The 12,333-nt window shown below is 68.2% G+C and carries 11 protein-coding genes and 1 pseudogene; 5 read left to right on the top strand and 7 right to left on the bottom strand.

All coding sequences use genetic code 11. The features are described from left to right. Position 1: 1 nt before the first annotated feature. Complete coding sequence (gene glnA2, locus DPQ64_RS10540; RefSeq protein ID WP_115864308.1) at positions 2–1,351, bottom strand: gamma-glutamylputrescine synthetase; 1,350 nt, start codon at positions 1,349–1,351, stop codon at positions 2–4. Positions 1,352–1,618: 267 nt separating this feature from the next. Here glnA2 and DPQ64_RS19235 point away from each other — a divergent pair, with 267 nt between their 5' ends. Both DPQ64_RS19235 and DPQ64_RS10530 read left to right on the top strand, forming a co-directional pair. Then, positions 1,619–2,353, top strand: a complete 735-nt coding sequence (locus tag DPQ64_RS19235) for a DUF7344 domain-containing protein (protein ID WP_198662093.1) — start codon at positions 1,619–1,621, stop codon at positions 2,351–2,353. A gap of 67 nt (positions 2,354–2,420) precedes the next feature. Beyond that, positions 2,421–3,218 carry a M14 family metallopeptidase gene (locus DPQ64_RS10530; RefSeq protein ID WP_115864307.1) on the top strand — a complete coding sequence of 266 codons (798 nt, stop codon included), beginning with the start codon at positions 2,421–2,423 and terminating at the stop codon, positions 3,216–3,218. A 661-nt stretch (positions 3,219–3,879) separates the two neighbouring features. Here the strand turns inward: DPQ64_RS10530 and psmA are convergent. From psmA to DPQ64_RS10505, 5 genes are all read right to left on the bottom strand, one after another. Beyond that, a complete protein-coding gene (psmA, locus tag DPQ64_RS10525) occupies positions 3,880–4,644 on the bottom strand; it encodes an archaeal proteasome endopeptidase complex subunit alpha (RefSeq protein WP_115864306.1) in 765 nt (254 codons plus the stop codon). Between the two features lie 4 nt (positions 4,645–4,648). Beyond that, positions 4,649–5,128, bottom strand: a complete 480-nt coding sequence (locus DPQ64_RS10520) for an Rpp14/Pop5 family protein (protein ID WP_115864305.1) — start codon at positions 5,126–5,128, stop codon at positions 4,649–4,651. Between the two features lie 76 nt (positions 5,129–5,204). Continuing rightward, on the bottom strand, positions 5,205–6,176 hold the full coding sequence (purM, locus tag DPQ64_RS10515) for a phosphoribosylformylglycinamidine cyclo-ligase (RefSeq protein ID WP_115864304.1): 972 nt from the start codon (positions 6,174–6,176) through the stop codon (positions 5,205–5,207). Between the two features lie 587 nt (positions 6,177–6,763). Next, complete coding sequence (locus tag DPQ64_RS10510) at positions 6,764–8,299, bottom strand: RtcB family protein (protein WP_115864303.1); 1,536 nt, start codon at positions 8,297–8,299, stop codon at positions 6,764–6,766. Positions 8,300–8,393: 94 nt separating this feature from the next. Next, positions 8,394–8,831 carry an archease gene (locus DPQ64_RS10505; RefSeq protein WP_115864302.1) on the bottom strand — a complete coding sequence of 146 codons (438 nt, stop codon included), beginning with the start codon at positions 8,829–8,831 and terminating at the stop codon, positions 8,394–8,396. A gap of 141 nt (positions 8,832–8,972) precedes the next feature. On the opposite strand from DPQ64_RS10505, the gene DPQ64_RS10500 reads away from it, so the two are divergent. After that, positions 8,973–9,476 (top strand): GNAT family N-acetyltransferase, encoded by a 504-nt coding sequence (locus DPQ64_RS10500; protein ID WP_115864301.1) that lies wholly within the window; start codon positions 8,973–8,975, stop codon positions 9,474–9,476. A 90-nt stretch (positions 9,477–9,566) separates the two neighbouring features. Here DPQ64_RS10500 and DPQ64_RS10495 read toward each other — a convergent pair whose 3' ends face one another. Further along, positions 9,567–10,322, bottom strand: coding sequence for a CPBP family intramembrane glutamic endopeptidase (locus DPQ64_RS10495; RefSeq protein ID WP_157971664.1), 756 nt, complete (start codon positions 10,320–10,322; stop codon positions 9,567–9,569). A gap of 131 nt (positions 10,323–10,453) precedes the next feature. Here DPQ64_RS10495 and priS point away from each other — a divergent pair, with 131 nt between their 5' ends. Beyond that, positions 10,454–11,611, top strand: a complete 1,158-nt coding sequence (gene priS, locus DPQ64_RS10490; RefSeq protein ID WP_115864299.1) for a DNA primase small subunit PriS — start codon at positions 10,454–10,456, stop codon at positions 11,609–11,611. Positions 11,612–11,654: 43 nt separating this feature from the next. After that, positions 11,655–12,333, top strand: a pseudogene (locus DPQ64_RS19590) (hypothetical protein); the annotation flags it as partial.

The raw sequence follows: 12,333 nt of genomic DNA, 5'->3' as shown, positions 1-12,333 counted from the left end.
CTCAGAACGGGCCGCGCAGGTTCTCCAGTTCCCAATCGGTCACCGAGCCGTTGAAGTCCTCCCACTGGGCGCGCTTGATCGCGACGAACGACTCGAACAGCGGCTCGCCGAGTGCGTCGCAGAGCACCTCGTCGGCTTCGAGGGCGTCGAGCGCCTCCGACAGCGTCTCGGGGTAGCGCTCGATGCCCCGCTCGCTGCGCTCGGCCGCCGACAGCGACTCGGGGTCCTGGCGGACCGGCTCCCCCGGGTCGAGTTCGCGCTCGACGCCGTCCATCCCGGCCGCGAGGATTCCCAGCATCGCGAGGTAGGGGTTGGCCGTGTTGTCGATGGCCTTGAACTCCACGCGCGTGGAGGCCGACCGGTTCTCGGCTGACGAGGACGGCACCCGGACCATCGCCTCGCGGTTGTCCTCGCCCCAGCAGGTGAACGCCGACGCCCACATGTGGGGTTTGAGCCGCTTGTACGACACCACCGTCGGCGCGGTCAGCGCGACCAGCGCACGGCCGTGCTCCAGCAGTCCGGCGACGAACTGGCGGGCCGTCTCCGAGAGGCCGTACCGGGAGTCGGTCTCCGGGTCGAAGAAGGCGTTCTCGTCGCCGTCCCACAGCGAGACGTGGACGTGACAGCCGCTCCCGGGCTTGCCCGCGAACGGCTTCGGGAGGAAGCTCGCCTCGGCGCCGTGGTCGCTCGCGACGCTCTTGATGGTCTGCTTGTACAGCGCGTGGTTGTCGGCGGGCGCGATGCCGTCGTCGTGCTTGATCACCAGCTCGTGCTGGCCCGGCCCGTACTCGGGGTAGTACACCGCGAACTCCATCCCCTGCGCTTCGAGCGCGTCGATCATGTCGGTCACGACGCCGTGGGCCGACTGCATCCCGTCGGCGGCGAAACAGCCGCTCTCGTCCAGCGGGGTGAATTCGCCCTCCTCGTCGCGGTCCGCGAGGTAGAACTCGCTTTCGAACGCCGCCGCGGGCGCGTACTCGCTGTCCGCGAGGAACTCCCGGAGCTGGGCTCGCGGGCCGAACGCCCACGGTTCGCCGTCGAGGGTCTCGAACGTACCCAGCATCGCTGCGGTCCGCTCGGCGTAGGGGAGCACGGTGAACGACTCGGGGTCCGGGACGAGCCGAACCTCGCCGACCGGCCCCGAGATGTCCGTCCCCGGCACAGGGAAGTCGAGCGACGTGAACGCCTGCTGGACCTGCGCGAAGTTGATTCCCTCGTTCAGGACGGTCTCGATGTCTCCTGCCGGCACCATCCGACCGCGAGTGATACCGCCGCTGTCGACGTAGAAGATGCGGACGAAGTCCACGTCGTCCTCGCGACATCGGTCGATTACCGCGTCTGTGGTCGTCATATCGGCTACGACACCTTACCGGGTATTCAATCTTTTCCAGCCGGATAATGACGAGAACGTAGGCTAATTCCCGAATACGCCTGCAGGTATTAATTGGTGACTAGTCGCGAATCGGCAGCGGTCGTCGGTCGACGTGTGACCGACACCGTAGTTTATTCCCGCACGCTTACACGTAAACAAGTCGAATCGACAACTTATATAGTTCTCACGTTCATTTCAGAGTCGAGTGGTCCCGCCCTTCGCGCGAGCCACCACGGAGGTCACGACATGACGACTACGGAATCCACGTTCGACGCGAACTCGGAGGCGACGTCACGGGGCTCCGAGCGCGAGTCGCGACTCGACGCGGTGTTCGACGCGCTCGCCAGCCCCGCGTGTCGGGTCGTGCTGGCCCGCCTCGCCACCGCCGACGACGCCCTGGACGTGGCCGACCTCGCGGAAGAACTGGACGAACTCGGCGAGCGCCGGGACGAGCTCGCGGCGCGACAGGACGAGGAGTTCGATTCTACGGACCCCGCTCGGGCGACGCTCGCGCGCCTCCATCACACCTATCTGCCGAAGCTCGACGACGTCGGGCTGGTGGCCTACGACGCCGACCGGGAGGTCGTCGATTCGACCCCGAGCGCCGAATCCGGGGAACTCCGGGCTGCCGTCGAGGACGTCGCGGCCGCCGACCTACCCGTCGAACTCGACGCGCTGTTCGAACTGCTGTCGAACGCCCGGCGTCGGCATGCGTTCCGGACGCTGCTGGCCCACGAGGAGGCGTCGCTGGCCGACCTCGCTGACGACGTGGCGGTTGCCGAGCGCAACCGGCGGCTCTCGCGCATCGATCCCGACGACGTGTTGGAAGTGTACCTGTCGCTGTACCACACCCATGTCCCGAAGCTGACCGGAATCGGGGTCGCGAGGTACGATCAGGAACTGGACCTCGTGGCGCTGACCGACGAAGGACGCCGACTGGAGTCGGTGGTTCAGGAACTCTACGAGGCCGTCGACGCGTAGGCCGACGGAAAATTCATACGGGTGAAGTCGAAACCCTCAAGGCCGAGCCTTCCGCGTGTTCTGCCGAATGCGAATCGAACAGCTGGGCGAAGGCACGCCCGAGGTGGCCGTGGTCGCGGCCATCCACGGCGACGAGCCCTGCGGCGTCCGCGCCGTCGAGCGCGTGCTCGACGACCCGCCGGCGGTCGACCGGCCGGTGAAGTTCGTCGTCGCCAACGAGACGGCGCTTGCGAAGGGGGTCCGGTACGTCGACGAGGACCTCAACCGGGCGTTCCCCGGCGACCCCGACGCCGACACTCACGAGGGCCGGCTGGCGGCCGCCCTCGCCGAGGAACTCCGGGACTGCACGACGCTGTCGCTGCACTCCACGCAGTCGTACGCCGAACCGTTCGCGCTGGTGGACGCGGTCGACGAGATCGCGCGCTCGGTCTGCCCGTACCTGCCGGTGTCGGTGCTGGTCGAGACGGGCGGCCAGAGCGAGGGCCGGCTCATCGAGTACCCCCACGTGATCGAGGTCGAGTGCGGACTACAGGGGTCGGCAGCCGCGGCGGACAACGGGGTCGACCTGATCCGAGGCTTTCTCACCGCGACCGGCGCGCTCGCGGACGACGAGCCGGTCGCCGGGGAGGACGCCGACCCGGTTGTCGTCTACCGGCTCGGACCGTCGGTTCCGAAGTCGGTGGCCGAGGAGTACGAGGTGTTCGCCCACAATTTCGAGGAGGTCGCAGCGGGCGAGTCGTTCGCCGCGGCCGACGGCGACGAACTCGTGGCCGACGAGGCGTTCTACCCGGTGCTGATGTCGCCGTACGGCTACGAGGACGTGTTCGGCTACCGCGCCGAGCGCGTCGGTGTTCTGGACGGGTGAGACTCCGAGTCGAGGATTTTGGCGGAAGTGAGGTAGTAAGTTGACACTGCTTCGCTTGCTGGTCTTCTACCGGGCGCGTGCTGGTTTGTCCAACTCCCCGGCCCGTGCTGGCGCGGTCGTTTATGACCGCGCCAAATCGCGCGAGGGCTGAGTAGCGTGGTTCGAGAGAGCGAAGCTCTCTCGTCATCCCGAAAATCACCGATTTTCGGAGACAACGAAGCGAGCAACGCAAGCGGCTGGGGAGGACGAGGTGCGGTCGCGGTGCGGTTGCGGTGACTCCTAGGCTCAAGCAATAGCTAGCTTCACCGCAACAGACCTGAAGATCGGAAGATCGGTGAAGCTAGCTACTGCCTCGACATATGAGAACCGCAACCGCTACCGCGAGCCTCACGCCTCCCCAGCCTCCTCACTCCCTCACACCGGCAGACGGTCCTGCTCGTCGCGTTGCTCCTGCGCGGGCTGCGACTGCCGAGCCTGCGCTCGCGTCGCTCGCGCAGACTCCGTTCGGTCGTTCGTCCCTCGAGCGCGTTGCTCGCGCGCGAGCCGGGTTTCGAAGTTTATCATATCTCAGGAGCTAATCGAATCCAGCGTAATCGAACAAACAGAAATTCCCCAAAGCAGTCACTCACTACCGATAGAAAACCGCGGAAGGAGAAGCCGATTACTCCTCGTCGGATTCCTCGTCCTCGGTGCCGTCACCGAGCAGGCCGAACTCCGAGAGGTACTCCTCGGTCTCGCCGTTCGAGAGTTCGAGGAACTGCTCGGACTCGACGTCGATGGTCGCCACGCCCACGCCCTCGGGCGTGAGCGAACCGTCGTTGACCGACGCGAGCGCGCTGAGGGCGAGTTCGATGCCGCCTTCGAGGTCCGCGGTCTCGTTGTAGTTGTCCTCGAGGTACTCCTGGAGTTCACCGCGGTCCGCGCCGACCGCGAGCGCGCGCCACTCGTAGGGCGTGCCCGACGGGTCGGTCTCGTAGAGGCGGGGCTCGCCGTTCTCGATGCCGCCGATGATGAGCGCGACGCCGAACGGGCGCGCGCCACCGACCTGCGTGTACTGCTGGATGTGGTCGGTGACCTCCTTCGTCAGCGTCTCGACGCCGATGGGCTCGCCGTAGCGGAGGCGGTTGACCTGCGCCTGCTGGCGCGCGAAGTCGATGAGCTGGCGAGCGTCGGCGACGTGGCCCGCGCTCGCGATGCCGACGTGGTCGTCGGCCTTGTGGATCTTCTCGACGCTGGTCCGCTCCATCAGCTCCGAACGGATGCGCTTGTCGACGGCCAGCACGACGCCGCCTTCGGTGCGGACGCCGATGCTCGCCGTCCCTCGCTTGACGGCCTCGCGGGCGTACTCGACCTGGTAGAGGCGTCCGTCCGGGGAGAAGATCGTGATTCCGCGGTCGTAAGCCTGCTGTTGGGATTGTCCCTGCATAGTATCACTCGAAATCGAGTTCCGTCGCGCCCGCGAACGCGCCGTCGGCCCGCACGTCGAGGCGCTTGCCTCGGACGACTGCCGACCGCTGTGCGTCCCCGAACACGACTTTTCTCTCGGCCGAAAATTGGCCGCCTCGCCGTAAATACTTTTCTTCACAGGCACGGACCGTACCGCTTATACCGCTGACGCGAACGCCGACCGGATCGCCCTCGATTGCGTCCACGCAGGCCAGCGCGGCCCGCGCCTCGTCGGCGTGTCCGTGCCGCGCCCGGACGATGGCCGCGCCGGTGCCGTCCCCGAAGTCGAACTGGAGGACCGTCAGGTCGGCGTCGGCGCTCCCGGCGTCGCCGAGCAGGTTCTGGGCTGCGAACCAGAGGCTCCGCTGGAAGCTCCGGCGGTCGAGGTCGGCGTCGGGCCACGCCTCGATTGCGACCGCGAGGTAGCGCCAGCGCGGCCGGAGATGCTTGGGGAGGTGTTTCATCGCTGGTAACTCGAGCGGTAGTTGGCGGTGCGGTGGCTTGAAAGATGGGTTCTTCGGAGGTAGCTCACTCGTGGCCCTACAGCTCCAGCCCGCGGATCGCCACCTCGTCGCCCTCCTGGACCTCGCCGATGACCCTGCCATCGGTCGCCTCGACCAGACCCTCAGCCTCGTCCGCGGGCAGCGCGACCACGAACCCGGTGCCCATGTTGAACGTCCGGTGCATCTCCTCGTCGTCCACGTTGCCCTCGCGCTGGACGAACTCGAACACCGGCTGGGCGTCGAAGGGGTCGGTAACCTCGTACCGGAACGCGCCCATCCGCGAGAGGTTGGTCCAGCCGCCGCCGGTGACGTGGGCCGCGGCGTGGACCGCGCGCTCGCGGAGCGCCGGGAGCAGGGAGGTGTAGATGCGCGTGGGTTCGAGTAGCACCTCGCCGATGGAGCGGTTGGGCTCGGGAGGGAAGGCATCCTCGTACTCGTGGTCGCGGGTCACGGCTTCGCGCGCGAGCGTGAGCCCGTTCGAGTGGATGCCGCTGGAGGGGAAGCCGACCAGCGCGTCGCCGACCTCGGCCTCGCCGGGGAACACCGCGTCCTTCGGCGCGAGGCCGACGCAGGCACCAGCGAGGTCCAGTCCCTTGACGACCTCGGGCATCACCGCCGTCTCGCCGCCGACGAGCGCGAGGTTTGCTTCCTCCGCCCCGGCGGCCAGCCCCTCGCCGACCTGCTCGGAGAACGCCTCGCTGGGCTCGTCGACCGCGAGGTAGTCCACGAACGCGACGGGTTCGACCCCCGCGGCGACGAGGTCGTTGGCGTTCATCGCGATGCAGTCGATGCCGACCGTCGAGTAGTCGCCCAGCGCCTCGGCCACCAGCAGCTTCGTGCCGACGCCGTCGGTCGCCAGCGCGAGGTACCGGTCGCCGATGTCGAGTAGCCCGGCGTACTCGCTGTCGTCGATGTCCCCGACTGCGCCGACCAGCGCCGCGGTCGCCGCTTCGCTCGCGTCGATGTCCACCCCGGCCTCGGCGTAGGTGAGTTCCTCGTCTTCGGTCATGGTGGGATTGGAGCGCGCTGCGAGTAAAGTTCCACCGTTTGCGCTCGGTTTGGAGGTGGGTCGGTGGTGTCAATTGGAGGTCGTGGTTTGGGACGTGAGTGGCGATCTGACCTTGATTGGACCGGTTCGGTTTTCCACCCCGGCGCGTGCTGGCGCGCCCTCCGTGGCGCGCCAAAACGCGCGAGGGACGAGCATCGCAGGGCGAAGCCCGAGAAGCGCAGGCGGCTGGGGAGGTCCGAGGCCCGCGGTCGCGGTGCTGTGCCGGTGCTGTGCGGTTGCGGTCACGCCTAGGCTCAAGCAGAAGCTAGCTTCGATCTGTCCTTCACTCAAAGAATCACGGAGCTAGCTACTGCCTCGACATAGGAGACGCCGCAACCTCGTCCTCCCCAGCCTCCTCGTTCGCTCCCGCTGGTCGCTCACTCGTCCCTCGCGCGCGCGTTCCTCGCGCGCGCCGAGTCTCGAAATCGAGTGCTTACTAGAGCCCGAAAATCGAGAAGAGACGAACGAAGTGGTCCTACCCCAGCAATCTGTCACAGAAATCTGCTACAGCTATCTGTCACAGCAACGATCCCGCTACCGTTTCTCGACTACCCTTTGATATTACAAACGGGGTAGGTCCGCGCGACCTTGTCGCCGATGCCGAGCGCGTCCGACACCCGGACCACCTCGTCGACGTCCTTGTAGACGCCCGGGGCTTCCTCGGCGACCGTGGCCCCGCTCTGGGCCTTGACGTAGATGTGCTCTTGCTCCAGTTCGTCCTGCACGTCGCCGCCCCAGTAGTCCTGCTTGGCCTGCGTGCGGCTCATGGTCCGGCCCGCGCCGTGGGCGGTCGAGCCGAACGACAGGTCCATCGACTCTTCGCCGCCTCGCAAGACGTAGCTGCCCGCGCCCATGCTCCCGGGGATGATGATCGGCTGGCCCACGTCGAGGTACGCGCCCGGGACCTCCGAGTGGCCCGCGGGGAAGGCTCTGGTCGCGCCCTTCCGGTGGACGTACAGCTCGCGCTCTTCCCCGTTCTCCACAGTGTGGGTCTCCTTCTTGGCGATGTTGTGGGCCACGTCGTACAGCAGGTCCATCCCCAGCGTCTCCCAGTCCGTGCCGAACACCTTCTCGAACACCTGCCGAGTGCGGTGCATGATGAGCTGGCGGTTCACCCACGCGAAGTTGATGGCCGCGCACATCGCGCCGTAGTAGTCCTCGGCGAGCTGGCTGCCCGCGGGCGCGGCCGCGAGTTCCTTGTCCGGGAGCTGGCCGAGCAGCCCGGCGTGGGCCTTCTCGATGTCCCGCAGGTACTCCGTGCAGACCTGATGGCCGAGCCCTCGGCTCCCGCAGTGGATGAGCACGACGATCTGGTCTTCCTCCAGTCCGTATGCGTCGGCCACGTCCGAGAGGTACGTGTCGGTCACGCGCTGGACTTCGAGGAAGTGGTTGCCCGATCCCAGACTGCCGATCTGGTTCTTCCCCCTGTCTTTGGCCTTCTGGGGCACCTTCGAGGGCTGGCTGTCGTGGCGCACGCCCTCGTCCTCGCAGTGGGCCAGGTCCTCCTCGACGGCCCAGCCCTCTTCGAGCGCCCACTCCATCCCGCGGTCCAGAATCGCCTCGATGGCGTCGATGTCGCCCTCGACGATGCCGCCGCCGCCGAGCCCCGACGGGACGTTCGCGAAGAGGGCGTCCACGAGCTCCTCCTCGCGACCCTGCACGTCCTCGTACGTGAGGTTCGTCTTCACCATCCGAACGCCGCAGTTGATGTCGTAGCCGATTGCGCCGGGCGAGATGCAGCCGTCTTCGGCGTCGATGCCGGCCACGCCGCCGACCGGGAAGCCGTACCCCTGATGGCCGTCGGGCATGCAGAGGTTGTACTTCCGGACGCCAGGCAGATGGGTCGAGTTCTGCAACTGCTGGAGCGTCTTGTCGTCGGCGATCTGGTCGAGTAGCTGCTCGCTGGCGAGCACTCGCGCAGGAACGCGCATGTCGCCCTCCTTGGGAATCTCCCAGACGTGCTCGCGGACCTTGCGGAGCGTCACCTCGCCCGCGTCGTAGGTCGTGGCGTCTCCACCCTCGACCGTGGCGTCACCGTGGTCGGTACCGCCGTCCGCCTCGGAACTGGTGTCGTCAGTGGTCATACCCGGTCGTAAGGCGTCCGACCGGAATACGTTTCGCCATCGACTTCGGTGCGTGATACGTCGACACGGGTTCGCTCGCGGAAAGAACCGCCGCTCACACGTCGAAGACGACGTACGCGCGCCAGCCGTCGTCGGTCTCGCGCAGGTCCATCTCGGAGTAGGTGACCGCCTTGAGGTCGCGCGCGCCGAGGCCCGCGAGCGGGACGCCGCGGGCGGCCCCCGTCAGCGTCCACTCGCCGTCGTCCCCGGCTGGCTCCCGGACGTCGGACTCTCGAACGGCGGCCTCGTTGTCGACCGGGAGGACGCCGCGCACGTCGCGCTGGTAGATGAGTTCGTCGAGGTAGTCGAACAACAGCGCCTCCCGGCTCTCGGCCCGGACCTCGACCGGGAAGCGCTCGCCGCCCGACTCGGGGATCACGTCGCACATCGCGGCGGCCATCCCGTCGGCCGCGGCCGCGAACGTCGCCCCGAGCGTGGGGCCGGTCGCCTCGACCGCTACGTCGGCGGTGTGATCCCGGAGCTCGTAGCCCATACCCGGCGAAACGGTCCGGAGCCCGAAAGGCTTCGCTATTCGCGTCCGGGGAGGATTCGACCCCTCGGACGCCGGGCGAGGTTCCGGAGAGCCGTCGGCGGGGCGGTGGAATTATATTGACCACGGGCCTACGGCGAAGTAGTGAGCGTCAACGTCGATGTAGAGATCGCCCACCCCGGCGACGAGAGCTACGTCGAGGAGGCGTGGCAGCTCAAAGAGCGCATCGAGCGCGAAGACGGGGTGCTGAAACAGCGAAAGGGTTTCTTCACGGACGCGTACCGCCGGTCGACGGTCCACCTGTTCGTCACGAGCGACGGCCGTACCGCGGGCGAGGACGACGAGCGCGTGATGGGTTTCTGTGCGGTCCGGCGCGACGGCTACATCCTCTTTCTCGCCGTCTCACCGGAGTTCCGCGGGGAGGGCGTCGGCAAGCGACTCGTCGGCCGCGTCGCCGAGAACCACGACACCGTCACCTGCCACGCCCGCGCGAGCAACGAGCACGCGTTGGGCTTCTACGAACATCTCGGATTCGAGGTCGAGCGCCACATCGCCAACTACTACGAGGACGGCGGCGACGCCTACTACCTCAAGCTCGGCAGGCAGGGCGGCCTCGCCGAGAAGCTCTCTGATTTCATGCGCGGGTGAGGCGACCGGCAGAACCCGTCCTGCCGGTCACCTCCCCCGCGCGACTGATTGGTGGGCAGTCGCTCCATACGGACAAGAACGATCGTACAGTCACGACGCCAGCGCGAGGCCCACCGTCCAGAGCCCCGCGTGAGCCACGGCGGGAACGACCAGATTGTCGGTTCGCTCGTACGCCGCGCCGAACACCAGCCCGCTGGCGAACGTCTCGACGCCGTTTGCGGCGATGGCTCCCGATCCGTCTCCGGTGAGGAACCCGAGAAGGAGATGCGCGAGCGCGAAGCACGCCGCGGCGAGCGCGACCGCGCCCGCGGCGTCGAACGTCTCCCGGAGTCGACCCTGGATCACGCCCCGGAACAGCAGCTCCTCGCCCGGCGCGGCGACGAGGAACCACGCGACGGCGACCACCGGCCAGAGCGCCGGCCGCGCGAGAACGTCGACCGGGAAGCCGTTCGCGCTGGCCCCCGACGGGGTGAATCCGACCGCGGCCAACACCGGGTCGAAGACGGCGCTGAGCAGGGCGAGCGCGAGCGGAATCGCGACGATCCAGCCCGCGTCGCGCCGGGTGGGAGGGCGGAGCTTAACGTACCGCCGCGGAGTCCCGTGGACGGCGACGTAGCCGAGCGCGAACGCGAGAAAGCCGATCTGGAGATACCGGACCTGCACGACGACGAGCGCGTCCGAGCGGACCGGGCCCGCGAGTTCGAAGACCAGAAAGCCGAGACAGAGCGCGGCAAGCACGCCGACGGCGAGCCCGCCGACTGTCAGTCCGAGCGCTCCGGCTACGGCGACCGCCATCGCTCGCGCTCGTCGCACGTCCGACCGCCTCTCCGCCTCACCGCCAGCCATACTTCCGACTGTCGGCCTTCCGGAAAAAGGATTCCGGGACGGGGCGTCGAACGCGGTGGAACGGCGGGCGCGGTGGAGCGACGCTTCCCGATAGGCAACGTTAAAACCGCGGCCCGAACATACACCTGACGATGGAAGAGCGCACCCGAGCGTACCTCCGGGGTCGGTTCCGCGACCACTACCGCCGGACCGACCTGTCATCGCCGCCCGCGCCCGAGACGCGCGAGTGGGGGTACATCCCGTGGACCGCGGGGTCGACCCGGATGGTCCGCCACCAGTCGCTGCTGGAGCTCGGCGAGCTCGGCGACTTCCTCCGGCGCGAGCGCCCGCGCCACGTCTACTTCTCGGCCGGGCGCTACGACGACCCCGGCGCGGACGACATGGACGCGAAGGGGTGGCGCGGCGCGGACCTCGTGTTCGACATCGACGCCGACCACCTGCCGGGCGTCGACCCTCAGCGCGACCCGTACGGCGAGATGCTCGCGCGCGGGAAAGCGGAACTCGTCGACCTGCTCGACTTCCTCGAAGGCGACTTCGGCTTCGAGGACCTGACGGTCGTGTTCTCCGGCGGTCGGGGGTACCACGTCCACGTGCGCGACGAGCGCGTCCGCGACCTCGGCCGGGACGCCCGCCGGGAGATCGTCGACTACGTTCGGGGCGAGGGCGTGGAGCTCGACGACCTCCAGCGCACCGAGATGTCGACCACCGCGACCCGGCGCGTGCTCGCGACCGAGGGCGGCTGGGGTCACCGGGTCCACCGCGCGATGCTGGAGCTTGCCGACGAGCTGCTCGAACTACCCGAGGAGGAGGCCCTCGAACGCCTGCAGGAGTTCGACCGCATCGGCGAGAGCCGGGCGGGCACCATCCTCGGCGCGGTGTCCGAAGACTACGAGACGCTGGCGGCCGGCAACCTCGAACGCGGCGGGCCGGGCATCCGCCAGCTCGCGAAGGTGACGACCGCCCGGGTCGTGGCCGACCAATCGGCCGCCATCGACGAGCCGGTCACCACCGACCTCCGGCGGCTCATCCGGTTGCCGGGGAGCCTCCACGGCGGCAGCGGCCTCGAAGTCACTCGCATCCCGAGAGACGGGATCGAGGCGTTCGACCCGCTCACGGACGCGATTCCGGAGTCGTTCGTGGGCCACGACGTGACGGTCGAGGTGAGCGAGCCCGGCACGATTGCACTGAACGACGAAAGCTTTACCCTCCCGGACGGTGACGTATCGGTTCCGGAATACGTCGGCGTGTTCCTGATGGCCCGCGGCCGGGCCGAGAAGGGGCGCGAGTGACAGGCCCGCGAGCGAGCGACCCGACCACGACATCGACCACATCATGAATCTCGACGAACTCCGCACGGTGCAGAGCAAGGAGCGCTCGAAGGACAGCCTCCAGCACCTGCGCGAATCCTTCTACGCAGACGTGGCCGACTACGTGGCCGACCTCCGCGACCGACGCGACGCCCGCGCCGAGCAGGCCGACGACCCGTTCGCCGACCCGGAGGTAACCCGGCTGACAGACGAGATCCAGACTGCCGAGGAGGTAGTCGAGGGCATCTACGAGCGCCGGGTCGGCAAGGTGGTCAAGCGCGCCAGCCTCGCCGCGATGGGCGTCGCGGCCGACTCGGAAGGCCTGACGACCGAGGAGCAGGAGCTGTTCGAGCAGTTGGTCGAGCGCATCGAGACGAACAAGCAGTCGGTCCTCGACGTGCTCGCGGAGGGCGAGTCCGTCTCGGTCGGCGCGGTGGACGCCACCGACGGGACGCCGACCCCCGGCGGTTACTCGGGGACCGACGACGCAGCACCGACCACCGACGACTCCGAACCAAGCTCTGGCGACGCCGCGGGGGACAAAGGTGTGAGTGCCGCCGACGTGATGGGCGGCGAGAGCGCGCGGGACCCAGCGAGCGCGACGAGCACCGCGACCGACGCGGAGTCGTCCGGCTCCGACACCCATGACTCCGAACCCCAGAGCGACCCCGGGCGGGCGTCGGCCGCGCCCGAGGACTCGGGCG

The sequence above is a fragment of the Halorussus litoreus genome (assembly GCF_003382685.1).
GTDB classification, from domain to species: domain Archaea; phylum Halobacteriota; class Halobacteria; order Halobacteriales; family Haladaptataceae; genus Halorussus; species Halorussus litoreus.
This window is presented reverse-complemented; position numbering and strand designations above follow the sequence as displayed.